At 40.5% G+C, this 19,636-nt stretch carries 17 protein-coding genes; 12 read left to right on the top strand and 5 right to left on the bottom strand.

The genetic code is table 11. The annotated features are described in order from the left end of the window. Nucleotides 1-3 precede the first annotated feature (3 nt). Nucleotides 4-1,419 carry an FAD-dependent oxidoreductase gene (locus ACXAC4_RS09715; RefSeq protein ID WP_475160970.1) on the top strand — a complete coding sequence of 472 codons (1,416 nt, stop codon included), beginning with the start codon at nt 4-6 and terminating at the stop codon, nt 1,417-1,419. A 129-nt stretch (nt 1,420-1,548) separates the two neighbouring features. Here the strand turns inward: ACXAC4_RS09715 and recN are convergent, their stop codons facing one another. From recN to nadK, 3 genes are all read right to left on the bottom strand, one after another. Further along, nucleotides 1,549-3,225, bottom strand: coding sequence for a DNA repair protein RecN (recN, locus tag ACXAC4_RS09710; protein ID WP_475160969.1), 1,677 nt, complete (start codon nt 3,223-3,225; stop codon nt 1,549-1,551). Nucleotides 3,226-3,293: 68 nt separating this feature from the next. Continuing rightward, nucleotides 3,294-3,863: a hypothetical protein gene (locus tag ACXAC4_RS09705; protein ID WP_475160967.1), complete on the bottom strand. Its 570-nt coding sequence runs from the start codon at nt 3,861-3,863 to the stop codon at nt 3,294-3,296. A gap of 52 nt (nt 3,864-3,915) precedes the next feature. Then, nucleotides 3,916-4,800: an NAD(+) kinase gene (gene nadK, locus ACXAC4_RS09700; RefSeq protein WP_138480122.1), complete on the bottom strand. Its 885-nt coding sequence runs from the start codon at nt 4,798-4,800 to the stop codon at nt 3,916-3,918. An 83-nt stretch (nt 4,801-4,883) separates the two neighbouring features. Here nadK and ACXAC4_RS09695 point away from each other — a divergent pair, with 83 nt between their 5' ends. The 4 genes from ACXAC4_RS09695 to ACXAC4_RS09680 all read left to right on the top strand — a co-directional run bounded on the left by ACXAC4_RS09695 (nt 4,884) and on the right by ACXAC4_RS09680 (nt 8,465). Continuing rightward, entirely contained in the window at nt 4,884-5,819 is a 936-nt protein-coding gene (locus ACXAC4_RS09695; RefSeq protein ID WP_475160965.1) for an HrcA family transcriptional regulator, read from the top strand. 54 nt (nt 5,820-5,873) lie between these two features. After that, nucleotides 5,874-6,464 (top strand): nucleotide exchange factor GrpE, encoded by a 591-nt coding sequence (gene grpE / locus ACXAC4_RS09690; protein WP_475160962.1) that lies wholly within the window; start codon nt 5,874-5,876, stop codon nt 6,462-6,464. Nucleotides 6,465-6,593: 129 nt separating this feature from the next. Beyond that, nucleotides 6,594-7,388, top strand: a complete 795-nt coding sequence (locus ACXAC4_RS09685) for a M48 family metallopeptidase (RefSeq protein ID WP_475160961.1) — start codon at nt 6,594-6,596, stop codon at nt 7,386-7,388. Nucleotides 7,389-7,622: 234 nt separating this feature from the next. Further along, the gene (locus ACXAC4_RS09680) at nt 7,623-8,465 is read left to right on the top strand and encodes an isopenicillin N synthase family dioxygenase (RefSeq protein ID WP_475160959.1); all 843 of its coding nucleotides are present in this window, start codon (nt 7,623-7,625) and stop codon (nt 8,463-8,465) included. A 74-nt stretch (nt 8,466-8,539) separates the two neighbouring features. Here the strand turns inward: ACXAC4_RS09680 and ACXAC4_RS09675 are convergent, their stop codons facing one another. Beyond that, nucleotides 8,540-9,340 (bottom strand): DUF2989 domain-containing protein, encoded by an 801-nt coding sequence (locus ACXAC4_RS09675; RefSeq protein WP_475160955.1) that lies wholly within the window; start codon nt 9,338-9,340, stop codon nt 8,540-8,542. Between the two features lie 246 nt (nt 9,341-9,586). On the opposite strand from ACXAC4_RS09675, the gene ACXAC4_RS09670 reads away from it, so the two are divergent. The 6 genes from ACXAC4_RS09670 to ACXAC4_RS09645 all read left to right on the top strand — a co-directional run bounded on the left by ACXAC4_RS09670 (nt 9,587) and on the right by ACXAC4_RS09645 (nt 17,454). After that, on the top strand, nt 9,587-11,032 hold the full coding sequence (locus ACXAC4_RS09670; RefSeq protein WP_475160952.1) for a glyceraldehyde-3-phosphate dehydrogenase: 1,446 nt from the start codon (nt 9,587-9,589) through the stop codon (nt 11,030-11,032). A gap of 179 nt (nt 11,033-11,211) precedes the next feature. Further along, complete coding sequence (locus tag ACXAC4_RS09665; RefSeq protein ID WP_421962798.1) at nt 11,212-12,339, top strand: M14 family metallopeptidase; 1,128 nt, start codon at nt 11,212-11,214, stop codon at nt 12,337-12,339. 71 nt (nt 12,340-12,410) lie between these two features. Then, nucleotides 12,411-14,087, top strand: a complete 1,677-nt coding sequence (locus ACXAC4_RS09660) for an alanine/glycine:cation symporter family protein (protein WP_475160950.1) — start codon at nt 12,411-12,413, stop codon at nt 14,085-14,087. 98 nt (nt 14,088-14,185) lie between these two features. Continuing rightward, the gene (locus tag ACXAC4_RS09655) at nt 14,186-14,512 is read left to right on the top strand and encodes a hypothetical protein (RefSeq protein WP_421962796.1); all 327 of its coding nucleotides are present in this window, start codon (nt 14,186-14,188) and stop codon (nt 14,510-14,512) included. A 1-nt stretch (nt 14,513) separates the two neighbouring features. Then, nucleotides 14,514-14,795 carry a YeaC family protein gene (locus tag ACXAC4_RS09650; protein WP_475160948.1) on the top strand — a complete coding sequence of 94 codons (282 nt, stop codon included), beginning with the start codon at nt 14,514-14,516 and terminating at the stop codon, nt 14,793-14,795. After that, nucleotides 14,785-17,454, top strand: coding sequence for a DUF349 domain-containing protein (locus tag ACXAC4_RS09645; protein WP_475160946.1), 2,670 nt, complete (start codon nt 14,785-14,787; stop codon nt 17,452-17,454). Before ACXAC4_RS09650 ends, ACXAC4_RS09645 begins: the two co-directional genes overlap by 11 nt. 102 nt (nt 17,455-17,556) lie before the next feature. Here ACXAC4_RS09645 and ACXAC4_RS09640 read toward each other — a convergent pair whose 3' ends face one another. Further along, nucleotides 17,557-18,453, bottom strand: a complete 897-nt coding sequence (locus tag ACXAC4_RS09640) for a TIGR01777 family oxidoreductase (protein ID WP_475160944.1) — start codon at nt 18,451-18,453, stop codon at nt 17,557-17,559. 110 nt (nt 18,454-18,563) lie between these two features. On the opposite strand from ACXAC4_RS09640, the gene ACXAC4_RS09635 reads away from it, so the two are divergent. Then, the gene (locus ACXAC4_RS09635) at nt 18,564-19,604 is read left to right on the top strand and encodes an AI-2E family transporter (RefSeq protein WP_349287816.1); all 1,041 of its coding nucleotides are present in this window, start codon (nt 18,564-18,566) and stop codon (nt 19,602-19,604) included. Nucleotides 19,605-19,636: the final 32 nt, after the last annotated feature.

Below are 19,636 nucleotides of genomic sequence, written 5' to 3'. Positions count from 1 at the left end.
AGTATGAGCGAAAATGTTTACCAATTTATCGATGTGCAACGTGTTGATCCAAGAAAAAAACCAATTTCATCACGTAAGCAATCATTTGTAGAGATTTATGAGCCATTTTCACAAAACCAAGTGAATTCTCAGTCAGACCGTTGTTTAGATTGTGGTAACCCATATTGTGAATGGAAGTGCCCGGTTCATAACTATATTCCACAGTGGCTAAAGTTGATCCGAAATGGTCGTATTTTAGAGGCTGCAGAGCTGTCACATCGCACCAACAGCTTGCCTGAGGTATGCGGACGAGTGTGTCCTCAAGACCGTTTGTGTGAGGGGGCATGCACGCTCAATGAAGAGTTTGGTGCGGTAACAATCGGTAATATCGAAAAATACATCACAGATACAGCCTTTGCCCAAGGCTGGAAGCCGGACATGTCGTATGTTGTATGGACTGACAAGAAAGTCGCCATCATAGGTGCGGGTCCTGCCGGTTTAGGCTGTGCAGATATTCTAGTCCGCAATGGTGTTAAACCGGTTGTTTTCGACCGAAACCCAGAAATTGGTGGTCTACTGACGTTTGGTATTCCATCTTTCAAGCTTGAAAAATCAGTGATGGAAAATCGACGTGAAATTTTCACTGAGATGGGCGTTGAGTTTAAGTTAAATACAGAAGTTGGCAAAGATATCAGTCTTGATGAAATCATTGCTGAATATGATGCAGTATTCATCGGCGTGGGCACATATCAAAGTATGCGCGGTAACCTTGAGAACGAAGATGCTGAGGGCGTATATGACGCGTTACCATTCTTGATTGGTAATACAAACCGAGTGATGGGGTACGATGAAGCTCAACAACCTTATATCAGCATGGCGAATCAAAAGGTTGTGGTGTTAGGTGGTGGTGATACAGCGATGGACTGTGTACGAACATCTATCCGTCAAAACGCAGCGCATGTTACCTGTGCGTATCGCCGTGACGAATCAAATATGCCAGGCTCAGTTCGTGAAGTAAAAAATGCCAGAGAAGAAGGCGTAAACTTTAAGTTTAATGTTCAACCAAAAGGCATTGAATTAAATGCCGAAGGCAAAGTTGTTGGTGTGAAGATGGTCGAAACCCGCTTAGGCGACCCCGATGCGGCAGGTCGTCAACGTGCAGAAGAAGTACCAGGCACAGAGCATGTGCTTGACGCTGATGCGGTGATCATGGCGTTTGGTTTTAAACCACACAATCTTGATTGGCTAGCACAATACGATGTTGAAATTAATCGTTGGGGTGGCATTGTTGCGCCTGAGCAGGGCGCCTACACGCACCAAACAAGTAACCCTAAGATCTTTGCCGGCGGCGATGCAGTTCGAGGTTCAGACTTGGTTGTAACAGCTATTTTTGAGGGTCGTAATGCTGCCGAAGGTATTTTGGATTATCTAGAAGTTTAAAGTCCAATATTAAATATCTTTACCCACAAAAAACCCAGTTTTCAAACTGGGTTTTTTGTTATCTTCTTCTCGCTTCTCGCTTCTCGCTTCTCGCTTCTCGCTTCTCGCTTCTCGCTTCTCGCTTCTCGCTTATGCTGCTTGAATAGCCAATAGCTCTTTTGCGCTGGCTCGGGTGGTTTCACTAATCGATTCACCACCAATAAGACGGGCAATTTCGTCAACACGATGCGCATCTTCTAATGGCTTCATCGAAGTAAAAGTTTCTCCTTTGATGACTTTCTTACTAACAAAAAACTGTTGATGCCCACTACACGCGACTTGAGGTAAATGGGTGACACATATGACTTGCGTCGACTTTCCAAGCTTACGAAGTAATTTACCAACCTGAGAGGCGGTTGGGCCAGAAATACCCACGTCGACTTCATCGAAAATAAGTGTTGGCGTCGTCACTTTTTCAGCGATAATCACTTGAATAGCCAAACTGATACGAGAGAGTTCACCACCCGAAGCGACTTTTGCTAAAGCTTGCAAAGGTTGACCTGGGTTCGTTGAAACTAAAAACTCTATGGCATCAAAACCCTCACTATTAGGTCTAAGTTCTGGTTTTGGCTGCAATTCAATTGCAAACTTACAGTGTTTCATGGCTAAATCATCCATGCTCGCACTAATAAGCTTTTGTAGTTTTTTCGCCGACTGGCTTCGGCTATCACTTAGCGCCATCGCAGCTTGTTGGTAAGCTGACAGTGTTTGAGCGATTTCTTGCTCTAGAATATCTATACGGGCGTTATCAGAGCTTATATTATCAAGCTGCGCTTTTAACGATTGATGATGCTCATAAAGTTCTTCAGGTCTCACATGATGTTTACGAGATAGATCCATGATTCTAGATAATCGCTCTTCGACTTCTTGCAATCTGAGTGGGTCTTGATCAATTTGGTCAGCATAGTCTCGAATTTCTCGGCTTGCTTCTTCGACTTGTACAACGGCTTCTTCTAGCAACTGAGCGATGTTAGCGAGACTACTATCAACACTGGTTAAACTATTGAACTGTTGTGCACTATGCTGTAGTTGGCTTAACACTGTGGTCCCATCTTGCTCATACAAAGCCATTAACTCCTGTTGACAGGTGTTAATAATGGTTTGGCTGTGGCTCAGCCGATACTGCTCTTCTTCAATTTGCTTGAACTCATCAGCTTCAAGCGAAAACTCATCTAATTCAGCAACTTGATATTCTAGTAGCTGCTGTTGTGCGGCTTTAGCCTGCTGCTCTTTCAAAAGTGTTGAATACTCTCGCTGTAATTGCTGGTAATGTTGAAATTGATTTTTTACAGCAGTTTGTAGGTGAGTGTGGCCTGCATAAGCATCAATTAGATGTAGTTGATGTTCAGTTTTTAGTAGTAATTGGTGAGCATGTTGGCCGTGAATAGCAATTAAATATTCGCCTAACTCTTTAAGTTGACTGGCAGTCACTGAAACGCCATTTATGTAACTTTTACTGCGACCACTTCGGCTAATGACACGACGTAAAATACAATCATGCTCATCGTTATTTAGCATATGTTCCTTAAGAAATTGCTGAGCCTTAGGGAGTTGCTGAATATTGAATTGTGCCACGATCTGAGCGCGATCAGCACTCGGTCTTATCGCACCTGCGTCCGCTCTTTCACCTAAGCAAAGTGATAGGGCATCTATGGCAATAGATTTACCTGCACCAGTTTCGCCCGTGATGGCTGTCATGCCATCACGCCATTCAATATTTAAATCATTTACAATTGCGAAGTTACTAATTTCAAGGCTTATCAACATATCTGTATATCCAAACAGTATTTACACTGTCAATTTATACAGTAGTTAACAATAAATCAAGCGTGAAATTAAATTTGTGCTGTAGCGAGTTTATTCACTTCAGTTTGATTGTGCTGATCTGAGTCAGTGTCTGTATCTGTTTCATCTTTATCTTGGCTTTCAACATCTGCTACGTCAGCGGTTTTTAATAAAGTGATCATGGCAGGCAGTGATTCATAGTAGAAATCTTTGTTATACGCGACACCATTTGTCGGAAGTTCTTTTGCAAAAGCAGACATGGTATCTTTTAAAGTATCCATGGTGTCCTTTTCACGATGCTTATGCACTTCTTCACCCACAGTTAAAATAAACAACTCAACTATGCGCTCGAGTTGATTTAAATTGTCTTCTGTATGTGCTTGCACAACAAAAAAGTTATTAACGATGGTGTTAATCGTGCCACTGTATTTTGAGGGTATAGCGCCGGCTGCAACAAATTCAGAGGTTTTAGTTTTAAAATGCAGTGTTACTTCATTGTGTCTTTGGTTAAAAACCTGCTTCTCAGCATTTTTTGCTTTTTTTCTATTATTTTCGATAACAAGATAAACGCCTAAAAGTGTGATTAGTAGCACGATTGTGGCGATAATAATGTAATTCATAACGTGTGTACTTCCTAATAGCTATGTACCGATTTTGAATGTTTTAATGGGTTTAGTAAAGTCTACTGCCCCAATTCAATTTTTGTCTTAGGACATCATAGTATGAATAGCTTTTCGGATGAATCAAGCGTAAAGATTTTTCTGCTTTTTTTATAACCACTTCATCACCTGGTAAAACAGCTAGGACCACATGGCTGTCACAACTCACTTGTAAGCTATCTGTATTTTCCAAGCTGAGTTTTAACCTGACTTCTTTATCGCCATCTACAACTAACGGCCTACTTGATAAAGTGTGGGGAAACATAGGGACAAGCGCCATGGCATTTAATTCTGGTGTAAGAATAGGGCCTCCACCAGAAAGAGAATAGGCTGTTGAGCCTGTCGGTGTTGAGACGATTAAACCATCTGAACGCTGCGAGAACACAAACTGATTATCAATAAATGCTTCAAACTCAATCATATGTGCGACTTTATCGGCATGTAATACTGCTTCGTTCATGGCGGAATTGGCACTTTTTAATTCATCATGACGATAGACTTCGACTTCTAATAAGAAGCGTGATTCAGCAATGAATTCACCTCTTAGCACTTCTTCAAGCGCAGGCTCAAAGCCATCAGGGTTAAGGTCGGTTAAAAAGCCTAGATTACCCCGGTTAACACCAATAACGGCGACATCAAATCGCGCTAGTACCCTAGCGGCACCGAGCATATTGCCATCACCGCCAATAACAATGGCCAGATCACAGCGTTTTCCCAGTTCAACTAATTCAATGAGTCCTTCAGGGGCTATTTCTTGAACTTGTGCGCCAACACGTTCTTCTACAAGTACCTCGTATCCTAATGCTTGCAAAAAGGTATAAAGGCGGTGTAATGTCAATGCCGCACCTTTGTGATTAGGTTTACCGATTAAGCCTATGGTTTTAAAAGGGCTTGTCATGATTATTTTCCTTGATTAAGTTAGCGCAAGACTAACCGAAAAACATTTAAGAGAAAACTTTTTTGATGGCCTGTGGATAAAGTATGAAATTAAGTCCCAGAGATCAGCAAATTTTTACTGCTGTGATGAGTATGTATTGCAATGGCGAAGGTCAGCCTGTGCCGTCGAGTAAAATAGCCAAGCAAAAAGGTATGGCTGTGTGCTCTGCTACAGTCAGAAACGCAATGGCTCGGCTAGAGAAGATTGGCTTGCTCTGCTCTCCTTACACTTCAGCAGGAAGAATGCCCACCGATGCCGGTTTTAAGTTCTGGCTAAGTGAATATTTAAATTTATCTGACATTGGCCACTACTGGCAACCTGAGCAGTCTAAACTCGTCGAATTGGCGCATTCTCTGAGTCAAAAATATCAAGTGTGTTGTTGTGTTGGTTTACCACAGGCAAGTTCACAAATCATTTTTAGGGTAGAAGTGCTTGATTTTGATAGTAGTTCATGGTTAGTACTGTTAATTGACAGAGCAGGGCAATCACAGAATATTTTGATTGATAAACCTGACTTTGAAACCGACGCACAGCGTTATCAATTTGCCTCTTGGATGAATACAGTTTTTAGTCAGCAGCCTTTGAAAGAAGGCCTACAACGCATGTTTGCGATGGCAAATAGCGCTCCTAAAACTTGTACAGCTCAATTAACACAATGGACTGCTCAGCTTCATCAGCAACTAGGTTCTGATAACTGTATTTTACTTGGAGAAAGGCATTTATATAACGCCATAGAGTCAGATAAAGAGCTCAACCTTGGAGTTGGGTTTCTTCACGATATTGAAGATAAATTGGCTTTTAAAAATGGTTTATCACTCATCATGGGAAATGAGTTATCGAGTTATCAATTGGGCGAAACAGTGATTTTAAGCCTACCGTATTTTGAAAATGGTGAATATCAGAGCCGATTTTGTGTGATTTGCTCAACTTGTGCACCAATCGAAGCAATTATTGAAGAATTTTCGTTGGCGAGTACTTGAAACTGATTTTTCCATCCCCATAATGTCCGCAGTTGTAAGATTTTGGAGAAAAATATGTCTGAGCAAAATAATGCCCCTGAGCAAGAAGCGGTAGAGCCTGTTGAGCAAGTAGAAGTAGAACAAGAGCAAGCTCAAGAAGAAGTACAAACTGAACTAAGCCCAGAAGAAGAAATTGCTGGTTTATACGCAGAGCTTGAAGCAGCCAAACAGACTATTGCAGATCAAAAGGACAGTGTTGTTCGTGCCGCAGCTGATGTAGAGAACATTCGTCGCCGTGCTGCACAAGATGTAGAAAAAGCACATAAATTTGCACTTGAAAAGTTCGCTAATGAGCTTTTACCTGTGATCGATAACCTTCACCGTGCCATTGAGTTTTCTGACAAAGAGAATGAAACACTTAAGCCAGTACTTGAAGGTGTTGAAATGACGCTTAAGAGCTTTGAAGATGCTGTCGCTAAATTTGGTGTTGAAACGGTAAATCCACAAGGTGAAGTGTTCAATCCAGATTTCCATCAGGCAATGTCAATTCAACCTAGCAATGATGTAGCACCAAACACAGTGCTAGCTGTGATGCAAAAAGGTTATACTTTAAACGGCCGCTTACTTCGCCCTGCGATGGTAATGGTATCTAAAGCAGTTGAATAATCAGCTTCTGCTTTTTGAATTGAAACGGGCTCATTTAGCCCGTTTTTTGTTGCCTGAATTATATTGTTTACGTAAATTTTTATTTTAAAATAATCATATACACTTAAAACTTCCTTTAAAGGAATCGCTATGAAAAAACTGATCGGCATATTTGCCTTATCTTTATTGGCTGCAGGTTGTAAAACCTCTCCAACAGGGCGAACACAAATTGCGCTTTACTCACCACAAAAGATGAATGAGATGGGGGTTGCAAGTTTTGCTCAAATGAAAGAGCAGCAAGCCATAGAAACAGATAAAAACACCAATGCTTATGTGCGCTGTATTGCAGATAAGCTAATAGCACAGTTACCCACGCAATATGCAAATCAAGCCTGGGAGGTTGTCGTTTTTAAAGAAGACAGCGCCAACGCCTTTGCCTTGCCAGGTGGAAAGATTGGTGTGCACACAGGGCTATTAAAGGTCGCTAAGGATCAACACCAACTTGCTGCGGTTATGGGCCATGAAGTGGGTCACGTTATCGCCGAGCACGCCAATGAGCGAGTTTCTCAAAATAGCTTGTTGCAGTTTGGCTTGCAGGCAAGTGATGTGGCATTGCAAATGGGTAATGTGGAATACCGCCAAGCGATTATGCAAGGTTTAGGTGTCGGTGCTCAAGTGGGAGTTGCTTTACCTTTCAGTCGCTCTCATGAAAGTGAAGCCGATGTAATTGGTTTAGATCTAATGGCAAAAGCGGGATTCGAACCAACTGGTTCAGTGAAACTTTGGGAAAATATGAATAAACTCAGTGGTGAGCGCCCAGCAGAGTTTTTATCAACTCACCCAGCGCCAGACACACGTATGCAAACTTTGAATAGTAAAATGTCTGAAGCTGAGACATTAAAGCGTTCAGCATGGCAAAAAGGGCTAAAACCTGAGTGCAAATAAAGAGAAAAGGTTGCATTTATGCAGCCTTTTTTATGTATTTAGATTAATTGATCTATCTCAAATTAGTTTAACACTTACGCAAAATGCGGACATAAGTCCTTATGTAGCTCGGTCTATTTTCTTATGCTCGCCGCACTCTTATGTCAAGGGTCAACACTATTTGATAAGGCTAGTAAATAATTGGCTACACTTATCAAAAAGCTGTTTTAACTAAACACAACTGAGTGGACCATTATGCAACAATTACCTACGGTAGATTACCGCGCAGATGACGCAGCTGCGCAATTCGTTGAATCTCTTCGTAATACAGGATTCGGCGTTTTAAAGAACCACCCAATCCCACAAGAATTAGTTGAATCAATTTATAAAAATTGGCAAGAGTTCTTCTATACAGAAGAGAAACACAACTTCTTATTCGATAAAGAAAATCAAGATGGTTACTTCCCACCAGAAGTTTCAGAAGTTGCAAAAGGCTTTACTGTTAAAGACATCAAAGAATACTTCCATGTATATCCAAAAGGCCGTGTTCCTGCACAATTAGACGCAGAGATCCGTGAGTACTACCGTATTGCGAATGAGTTTGCCGCTGAGCTATTAAGCTGGGTTCAAGCACAAGCACCAGAAGAAGTTAAAGCGAAGTTTTCAATTGATTTAAAAGATATGATCAAAGATTCTGAGCAAACTTTACTTCGCGTGCTTCACTATCCGCCAATGACAGGTGATGAAGAACCAGGTGCTATTCGTGCAGCGGCACATGGTGATATCAATTTACTTACTGTACTTCCAGCTTCAAATGAGCCAGGTTTGCAGGTTCAAACACAAGATGGTGGCTGGTTAGACGTACCATGTGATTTTGGTAACTTAATAATTAATATCGGTGACATGCTTCAAGAAGCATCAGGTGGCTACTTCCCATCAACGATTCACCGTGTTATCAATCCATCAGGTAAAGCGTCTAAGAATTCACGTATTTCTCTACCACTATTCTTACATCCAAAACCTGAAGTTGTATTATCTGAGCGTTACACTGCTGATAGTTACTTACAAGAGCGCCTTGAAGAACTCGGTGTTAAGTAAACTTTTACAGGAATAGTCAAGACACAAAAAACCCTAACATTTGTTAGGGTTTTTTATTCGCTGAGTTTTTTAAGTTAAAAGTCACGAGGTGAAACAAATGTGCCTGCTTGAATTTCTTCATAGGTTTGCATAGCAAGTTCATCTAATGGGTCAAGTGAGCGACCTCGACTGGTGATTTCATGTGTTACAGGTAAAATATCAATGTCTTCAAATCCAGACATTTGCGCTATTTTTGCAAACGTATAAGCATGTTTGTATTTCTTTTGTTTGAAAAAAATACTGACGAGGCTGCTGTATACCTCTAATTTTGGCTGTTGACCCGCTTCGTTTAATTCCAGTACTCGATAAAGTAAATCTACAGTTTTCTCATCATCAAATTTAGCGTAATAGGTTGCTAAAAATAATTGTATTTCAGCATCATTTTTAACATTGTCTTGGTCTTGCATATTCAACAGCTTGTTCATTGCAAAACGACTGTTATTTCTGGACCAATGGTAGTAGAGCAAACCTGGATGATCAGTTTGTTTTGTATCTTGAAAAATACGGTTCATCTCTTTAAGGCTAGTCAAGTGACCTTCAACACGTGATGTGGTTTTTTCTTTTAACTTTATATGCTCAATTTTTGCAGCCAGAGATACACAAGAGTCATATGACTCTAACTTTTTTAGTAAGTCATATTTGTTGTCATCAGTAGGTGATTTGTATTCGTGATATCTGGCAAATATAAGATCAGAGCGCAGATCTTTACAGTGACTATCTTTATTTAAATCTTCACAAAACCCCGGTGTTTCTTCGCACACTTTACTTAAGGTCAGGGATTGCTCACAACCTACAAGGGTAAAAATACTTAATGCGAGCAGCGTCCGCAGTGCCATCTTGCTTCCTCTTCATTGCTTTAATAGTGCCAGGCTATGTTTGCTTTGTTATTTGATAAGCCTGATATACATGTTTTTATGAGTTTTACTTGTTTTTACACTAAAAAACCGCATAAAAAAATAACTCTGCCTAGTTTAGCCTAATGAATTAGACAGTAACAGTGGAGAATCGTAGCAGTTTAAATTAGAATAGCGTTGCCCTAAGGGGCTATCCGTTCAAAAAAATTGTTTAATTAGGCAGAAAAAATGACCTTATCTCACGAGCAAGAATATCAAAATAGCTGGCAAGAACGCCAAGATTATGCTGAAAACATGCAACCAATCATTGGTCGTTTGTACCGTAACAAGGGTGTTGAAATCGCTGTTTACGGTCGTCCACTTGTAAATACAAGCACAATCGACGTGATCAAAGCTCACAAGACTGTGGCACGTTTCGAAGAAAGCAAATTACGCTTACGTGAAAGCTTCCCATTCCTAGAAGCTATTAGCAAAATGGATTTAGCACCTGCACGTATTGACCTAGGCAAATTAGCTTATGGTTATGTTCATAAAAATGCAGGCGAAGGTCGTTCAATTGAAGAATACCTAAACGCTGAATTATCAGACATCGTAAACAAAGGCGACAATCAAGAGCCTCGCGATGTTGTTCTTTACGGTTTTGGCCGTATCGGTCGTTTATTAGCACGTCTACTTATCGAGCGTGGTGGCTCTCACACTGATCTACGCTTACGTGCAATCGTTGTTCGTGGTGGCCGTGACGGTGACCTTGAAAAGCGTGCAAGTCTGTTACGTCGTGATTCAATCCATGGTCCTTTCAATGGTTCAATCACAGTTGATAACGAGCGTAACGCAATCAAAGCTAACGGTAACTATATCCAGGTTATCTATGCTAACTCTCCAGATGAAATTGATTACAATGAATACGGTATCAACAATGCACTTATCGTTGATAATACAGGTATTTGGAAAGACAGAGATGGCTTAGGCCTTCACCTTAAGTCAAATGGTGCTGCTAAAGTGCTTCTAACAGCGCCTGCAAAAGGTGACATCAAAAACGTGGTTTATGGTGTTAACAATAAAGACATCCTTTCTGAAGATTCAATCGTTTCAGCGGCGAGCTGTACAACGAATGCAATCACACCAACACTTAAAGCACTTAATGATAAGTTTGGTATCCAGAATGGTCACGTTGAAACAGTTCACTCTTACACTAACGACCAGAACCTGATTGATAACTACCACAAAGCAGAGCGTCGTGGTCGTGCAGCAGCACTGAACATGGTTATCACGTCAACGGGCGCGGCTAAAGCTGTTTCTAAAGCACTACCTGAACTTGAAGGTAAGTTAACTGGTAATGCTATCCGTGTTCCTACGCCAAATGTTTCAATGGCAATTCTTAACCTAAACCTTGAAAAAGAGACAACGGTTGAAGAGCTAAATGAGTACTTACGTGAAACATCACTGTACTCTGACCTTCGTGATCAAATTGATTACACAGCGTCAACTGAAATCGTTTCTACTGACCTAGTAGGTAGCCGTTACGCAGGTGTTGTTGATTCTCAAGCAACAATTGTTGATGGTAACCGTGTTGTACTATACGTATGGTACGATAACGAGTTTGGTTACAGCTGCCAGGTTATTCGTGTTATGCACGATATGGCTGAGGTTGAATACCCAAGCTTACCTCGCTAATAGCGAAAAGTAATAAAAAGCCAGCTTTTGCTGGCTTTTTTAGTTTTTGAACTTAAATCGGTGTGATACTCTTTAAAAATTATTTTTACAAGTGAATTACACTTCCTAAACGATAAAGACAAAAAGTTAATGTTTGTCTGCGACTATTGCGTCGTTAATTTATAAAAAGAAGGTTACGGATGAAAATCACCAGTAATTTTGACAGTGGTAATATCAAGGTGCTTGCGAGCAACGAGCCACTCGATATTCAACTAGCTATCAACAACGATAATGAATCTGAATTTTTTCAGTGGTTTCATTTTCGTTTAGAAAGCACACCATTTTTACAACATAAAATGCAAATTGGTGGTCTCGAAAAATCAGCTTATCCAGAAGGGTGGGATGACTATCAAGCGGTGGCATCATATGATCGCCAAACTTGGTTCCGTGTTCCTACAGCATACGAAAACGGTACTCTTACTATTGATTTCGAACCTGAGCAGAGCCATACCTATTTTGCTTATTTCGCTCCTTATAGTTATGAGCGTCATTTAGACTTACTCTATTGGGCGCAAAGCCATGATGCATGTGAAATTGAAACTCTTGGCGAAACGCTAGACGGTCGTGATATCAGTTTGCTTACGATTGGCGAACCTGAAGAAGGTAAAAAGAAAATTTGGATCACTGCCCGTCAGCACCCGGGTGAGACAATGGCAGAGTGGTTTGTAGAGGGCTTACTTCACAAGCTTCTAGATGACGAAGACCCACATGCAGCAGCATTACTTTCAAAAGCTGTTTTCTATGTAGTCCCAAATATGAACCCTGATGGCAGTGTTCGTGGTCACCTTCGTACAAACGCAGTGGGTGTTAACCTTAACCGCGAGTGGGCTGAACCGAGTCTTGAAAAATCACCAGAGGTTTTCCATGTGTTAAATAAGATGCATGACGCAGGCCTTGATATGTATTTAGATATTCATGGTGATGAAGCATTGCCTTATAACTTTGTTGCTGGTAGTGAAGGCATTCCAAGTTATGACGCGCGTTTAGAATCATTAGAAAACGATTTTAAAGCAGCACTGCTTACTATTACACCTGAGTTCCAAGATGAGTTTGGCTATCCAAAAGATGCGCCAGGTGAAGCTAACTTAACGGTTGCATCTTGTGCTGTGGGTGAGGCGTTTAAAGCGTTGGCTTACACGATTGAAATGCCGTTTAAAGATAATGCAAATCTACCAGACCCATATTATGGTTGGTCTGACAGACGTTCATATCAATTCGGTCAAGATACGCTTGCTGCAATTGTATCGGTTGTAGACAAACTAAGATAATAATCAACAGTAAAATCAAAAGGTAGCACCACGGTGCTACCTTTTATGTATAACAATAATGAGGATGTTCCATGGATGCATTTGGGCAGTTTCTAGATTCTCTAGATGGCATGTTGGGGGGAGCAGCTTGGTTCCCATACGTATTACTAGGTGTGGGTTTATTCTTCACCATTTATCTTAAATTCCCACAGATCAGATATTTCAAACATGCTTGTAAGGTGGTAACCGGCAAGTTTGATAAAAAAAGCCATGAAGGTGACACAACGCACTTCCAAGCGCTTGCGACTGCGCTTTCAGGCACCGTAGGTACTGGTAATATAGGTGGTGTGGCACTGGCAATTTCAATTGGTGGTCCTGCAGCGCTATTTTGGATGTGGATGACTGCATTCTTCGGTATGACGACTAAATTTGTTGAGGTGACCCTATCTCACAAGTATCGTGTTAAAACCGATGATGGCACGATGGCTGGTGGTCCAATGTATTACATGGATCGTCGTTTGAATATGAAGTGGTTAGCTGTATTATTTGCTGTTGCCACTGTAATTAGTTCTTTTGGTACAGGTAGCCTGCCGCAAATTAATAATATTGCTCAGGGTATGGAGTCTACCTTTGGTTTTGAGCCTTGGCATACCGGTGGTGTGCTATCTATCTTACTTGCACTTGTGATTTTAGGTGGCATCAAGCGTATTGCCGCAATCACTTCTCGTGTCGTACCATTAATGGCAGCGGTTTATATCATTGGTGCATTGGCTGTAATCTTCTACAACATTGAAAACATTGCACCTTCATTTGCAGCTGTGTTCACAGACGCATTTTCAGGCTCTGCCGCAGCGGGTGGTTTCTTAGGGGCATCATTTGCTTACGCCTTCAACCGTGGTGTAAACCGTGGTTTATTCTCGAACGAAGCAGGTCAAGGTTCTGCACCAATTGCACACGCATCTGCAAAAGCAGATGAGCCAGTATCTGAGGGCATGGTGTCAATTCTTGAACCTTTCATCGATACCATCATCATCTGTACTTTAACCGGCTTAGTAATCCTTTCTTCAGGTGTGTGGACGGAAAAATTTGAAACACAATTTGAACGTTCGTCAATGGTCATTTTACAAGGTCAGTATTCTGAAGATAACGAACAAGATCGTCTAGCGCTCTACAATTACCTAAATGATGAAAAAGACCATGGTGTTAAGCTTTATAATGGTGAACTTCATTCAATTCAGGGTAAGGCTGTAGAAAAAGACTTTACCATTATTCACTCTCGTTCAATTGCTGAAGATGTGCGCTTTGGTTTAACTGAAAAGCATGTTTATACCGGCACGATTGAGATTAAAGATGGTATGCCTGTAGACAAAGACATTATGATCACAGGTAAATCTTTAGTACATTCTGCTGAGCTAACAACTAAAGCATTTAGCCGAGGTTTCTTTGGTGAAAATGGTAAATATATCGTATCAATCGGCTTATTATTATTTGCATTCTCGACAGCAATTGCGTGGTCTTATTATGGCGACCGTGCAATGATTTATCTACTTGGTAGTAAATCAGTGATGCCTTACAGAGTATTTTATGTTGCAGGCTTCTTCTGGGCATCATTTGCAGACACGACTTTAGTTTGGAAACTAGCAGCAGTTGCAATTGTTGTGATGACCTTACCAAACTTATTCGGTATTTTCTTACTTCGTAAAGAAATGAAAGAGTCAGTTACTGAATACTGGGATAAGTTCAATAAAGAGCATCCAAACGAAAAATAAATCGTTTTTGAACGTACCTTAGTAAAAGACTTTTGGTACAAAAACGAGTAAAATGGCGTCCTCGAGACGCCTTTTTTGTATCAGCAGGAGTCATAAATATGGCAATAGTTTCTTGTCCAAGTTGTAACGAGTCTATTTCAAGTAAAAACAAGGTTTGTCCACACTGTGACCTTCAGCTCGGAGAAGTCAGCGAAGAGCAATTAGCGCGTATCGCTGCACGTAAAAGAGTTAAAAAACAACAGATGTTTATGAATCACTCTTTCCTTGCATTGATCCTTTTCCTCGGTGGTTTCTTATATCTTTATTCACGCCAACCAGTACCTGATTCAATTGAAATGTGGTTAACCAGAGGCGCTATTGCTATTGGTTGTTTTTGGTATTTAGTAAACAGAATTATTTTAGTGTATTTAAAAAAGAAAAAGTGACATGAACATAGACAGCTTAGTAAATAATTTAACACCCGAATTATTTGAGCGTTTGCAGTATGGGGCCTCAACAGGTAAGTGGCCTGATGGCACTCCTCTGACAGAAGCTCAAAAAGAGCAAACAGTACAACTCGTTATGCTTTATCAGGCGAAAGTAGCCAAGACCAATGAGCAATTCACCATCAACGAAGAAGGTGAAATGGTTCAGAAGTCCAAAAGAGAACTACAACAAGAATTTAAAAAAGAAAATGAGATAGCTAGGTTCAGTGAAAATGATCTTTAAACACCTATTTACACCAAAATGGAAACACCCAAAAACTGAAGTAAGACTTCAGGCGCTTAATAAGCTAGAGCAAGACAAGGATGCCGATGTTTTAAAGACGATGGCACTAGAAGATAATTCGACTGAAATCAGACAAAAAGCCTTAAATAAATTAAATAGTTTGAGTCTTTGGTGGCAAGCTTATAAACAAGACCAAGCCCTTAAAGACCTTGCAGAACAACATATTAGCAGCGCAGTATTAAACGGCAAAAGCGAACTTGACGGTACTATTCGCCAAGAATATGTAGATCGATATGCATCGAAACGAGTGCTAGAAAAGTTAGCTTTCTCTGAATCAAGCCTAGAAGTTCGCGTAAAATTACTAAAACGCCTTGCTCAGCCTAAACTGATAGAGCAAAGCTTTAAGCAAGACGATGAACAACTACAGTCGCTGCTTTTACCTTTGGTCGAGCAATACGGCTTACAAAAGCAGTTATTGAAATCAGCGAAGGGCCAAGCAAAAGCGGCACTTAAGCAAGCTCTTGAGCAACAAAAACTGGCAAAAGAAAAACCGGCTGAAGTACTTGCACAAGTCAAAATGATTTTAGCTAAGCTTAATGCGCTTAGAGACAAGCACGATTACAAAGAAGTAAACAACCAATTCGGAATTTTAACTGAGCAATGGGAAGGTTTAGAGCTGTCTTGGTTAGATGAGGAAGCGGTTAAAGAAAATCAACAAAAATACAGTGCAATAGAAACGCGTATTTCTTCACATTTGACAGCTTTACAAACTGAGTTTGAAGCGGCTGAAAAAGCTGAGCAAGCGAAACGAGAAAAAGAGGCGTTTCTGACAGAAGTTGAGTCACAATTGAATCTAGCTGAACAAGCGTTATTAAATGCACTAGAACAACTAGATGTCTCAAAACAGACGGAGTTAGAGACTCAGCTTAGTCAGGTACGTAGTAAAATAACATCTAGTGCATACAGCAGTGAACTTGGTAAATATTTAGACTTACTTGCAGACTTTGAAAGTCAATTAAAGCAATTACCTGAGCTAGTTGTGGCAAACCAAGCCGCCCAAACTGCACTTGACGCACTTGCTAATATCACGCCATCAACAGAGTTGAGTGAGCTTGATGACACTTTAAATTCACAAAAGTCGGCTTACAATAATGCGAAAAGTATTATTGAACAGTTACCTAACACATTAAAAAAACCAGCAAAAGTAAAGCTCAGTGTGTTAAGCAAGCAATTTAAATCAGCCATGGCTGAACAACTTGATGCGCAACAAAATGAGCTTAAACAAGCTAGGCGTAAAGCCAAAGATGTTCAACGACTGCTTGAGCAAGGCCGAAGTAAAGTGGCATTTGGCGTGTTTAAAGGATTCAACGAGCACTTCGAGCGTTTAACTGCAGCAAACCAAGCACAGCTTGAACCGCTTCGAGAGCAAATTGCTACGCAGTTAGATGATATTCGTGATTGGCAAAAGTACGCGTCAGCACCAAAGCGTGTAGCGCTTTTAACTGTGTTAGATGAGCATATTGAAAGCTGTGATTTAGCGCCTAAACAACGCGCTGAGTTAGTTAAGAAGCTACGTGCACAATGGCATGAATTAGGCCGAGTTGATACTGACGAAGAGAAGCTACAAGCGAAGCAGTTCGATGAAAAACTAGAGCTGCTATTTGCACCTTGTCGTGCCTTCTTTGCTGAACAAGAGCAACAACGTGAAAAAGCAAAGCAAGCGCGTGAAGCTTTGATTAAACAAATGTCAGAACTCGCCGCAACAGACACATCAGTAGAAGGGTTTAACTGGCGTGAATATGAAAGCCAGTTTAATAAGCTAAATAAACAGTGGCGTGCAGCAGGCAGTGTTGACAGTGACGTATACAAATCACTAAATAACTCATTCAAAACGCAAGCCAAACTCATTGGTGATGCGATCCGTTCACAACATGAGCATAATGCTCAGTTAAAGCAAGGTCTAGTTGATACAGCAGCTGAGCAAATTGCTGCTGAGGATTTAGCACAAGCGTGCGACGTATTGAAATCGTTACAAAAGCAGTGGCAAACAATCGGTTTTGCAGGTAACAAGAAAGAAAATCAGTTATGGCAAGCTTTCAGAGAGCATAACGATGCCGTGTTTGCGAAACGCAGTGCGGAATTTGAATCTAAAAAAGCAGAGAAAGATGCATTGAACTCAGAGCAGCAGCAACAATTTGATGAAATTAAGTCACAGCTCTCTGAAAACGCTAGCGAAGCTGAAATCAAAAAGTTGATTTCTCAATTATCTGAAATTGACTTTCTGCCAGCAGTCAAAAAGCAAGCTCAAAAGTTTATTTCTGAATTGCAGCAGCAGTTAGTTGAGCTTGAGCAGCGTGCCAATACAGCTCGATTTGATGCGTTAAAGGTGGCGCTTGAAAATAGTGGTTCGATCCCAGCTGAGTTTATTAGCAAAATGGATGTGAATTTGTCTAGTGAGCAGCTAATTTTACGCCTTGAAATCTTATCTGAGAAAATGAACGATGAGAGCTCAAGCCCAGAGCGTATGGCAGAACAAGTAGCTATGTTAGATGATAAATTGCAAGGTCAAAAAGTAGATTTTGACCATTATTTATCTGCATATTTATCAAATACGCCTACAGCTGAATTACAGTCAGAAAGATTGCTTAAACTTCTTTAGAACCAAGTAATTCTTATAATAAAAAACCACGCAATTGCGTGGTTTTTTTGTTTTATATACTTTCACAATCATGTCTAGAAAAAACTAGGTCACAGATTGAGGTCAATTCAAAACCTTATTCAGGGCAGTATCAAGTGTTTTAAACTTGAATTTAAAACCCTGCTGTTCGAGCTTTTCAGGGATGACATTTTGGCCATATATTAATAAGTCAGACATTTCGCCAAAGAGCAGTTTCAAAACAAATTCTGGCATAGGAAACAAAGCAGGGCGGTTTAAGGTTTTTGCGAGTATTTGAGTAAAATTAGTATTACTAACAGGCTCTGGGGCTGTCAGGTTAAACGCACCATGGGCATTTGACTCGTCAAGTAAGAATACGATGGCGTTTATCATGTCATCGATATGGATCCAGGACATCATTTGTTTTCCTGATGCCATTTTGCCACCCAATCCTAACTTAAAAGGGGGCAGCATTTTGTCCAAAGCACCACCTTGTTTACTCAGCACAATACCTGTTCGTAGCAGGCAAACTCTCACATCAGGTGACTGTGCCTGTAATGCGAGTTCCTCCCATTGTTTACATAGCTGATGGCTAAATTCAGGGTAGGTTGACGAGTATGACTCAGTGATGACATTCTCTGCAGGTTGACGACCATAAAACCCAATAGCACTTCCAGAAATAAACACTTTAGGCGGAGCGTCACTGGCATTTATTTTAGTGACGATCTGCTCGGTAATACCTAAACGGCTTTGAAAAATTCTTTGCTTTTGTTGAGCGCTCCATCGTTTGTCTGCGATGGGCTCTCCAGCAAGATTAATCACCGCATCTAAATCATCAAAATTTAAATCTTCAAGATTATCTAGTACGTCGATTGACTTTGGTAATGTGTTTTTAGCTTTGTTTATGTTTCTCGTTAAAGCTATCAGTTCGTGCTTGTCAGCGAGCATTTTACAAAGTGCGGAGCCAATTAATCCCGTTGCACCTGTTATCAGTATTTTCATCCTACAACCTTAGCGCTTATATTTAGTTTTGATACGTTAAAAATCATTGATGGATCAATTAAGTATTGTTGAAGTAGAATAAATGTAAACTTGTTTTCGAAGGAATTTATGTGTCGTCTCTTCAAGGTTTAAGTAAAAGCTTGGTGATTATCGCATCACTGTTTATCGTGCTGGCAGGCCTAAAACTGGCCACAGATATCATTGTGCCTTTTATACTGGCTGCATTTATTGCCATCATCTGTAATCCATTACTGAGATTCTTTGCCCGCTATAAAGTACCTAAAGGCATTGCTATTTTACTCATCATGTTAATGATAGTGGCTGTTGGCTCTAGTTTAGCAGGCCTAGTAGGTCAATCTCTGAATGATTTCTCTAAGCAATTGCCACAATACAGAGAAGATTTACAGACCCGTTTTGTCTGGTTAGTAGATACTGCTGCACAATACAATATTTTGATCGACAAACAACAGCTCATTGCCTTGTTTGATCCGGGTAAAATGATTGATATGGCTACCAATATGCTGACTGGGTTTGGTGCTGCCATGGCCAATATTTTTTTAATCATCTTAACAGTGGTGTTTATGTTATTCGAAGCACCGATGATCAATAAAAAAGTACATTTGGCCCTAGATGACCCTGAAATGCGGCAAAAACAAATCGATAAATTTCTAGAATCTATTAACTCTTATTTGGCCATTAAAACTTTGGTGTCTTTAGCAACTGGTTTTTGTGCTGCGTTGTTACTTTGGATATTAGATGTTGACTACTTTGTTTTATGGGGCGTTGTCGCGTTCTTATTAAATTATATTCCTAATATCGGCTCTATTATTGCCGCAGTGCCTGCGGTTTTAATTGCACTTATCACCCAAGGTCCTCTTGTCAGTGGCTTTGTTGCACTTGGTTATGTGGCGATAAATACGGTTATGGGGAACGTTATAGAGCCTAGATATATGGGTAAAGGGCTTGGCTTATCTACTTTAGTTGTGTTCCTTTCTTTAATCTTCTGGGGCTGGCTGTTTGGGACTGTGGGAATGCTGTTATCAGTACCATTAACCATGGTGGTGAAAATTGCCTTAGAAAATAGCGAACAAGGGCAGTGGCTAGCGACTATGCTAGGTAGTGGTGAAGAAACAGAATCAAAGCTAAGTTAATTATTGAAAACGGCGCTGAAAAAGCGCCGTTT

The sequence above is a fragment of the Pseudoalteromonas sp. AWM4_233 genome (genome assembly GCF_056158285.1).
This window is presented reverse-complemented; position numbering and strand designations above follow the sequence as displayed.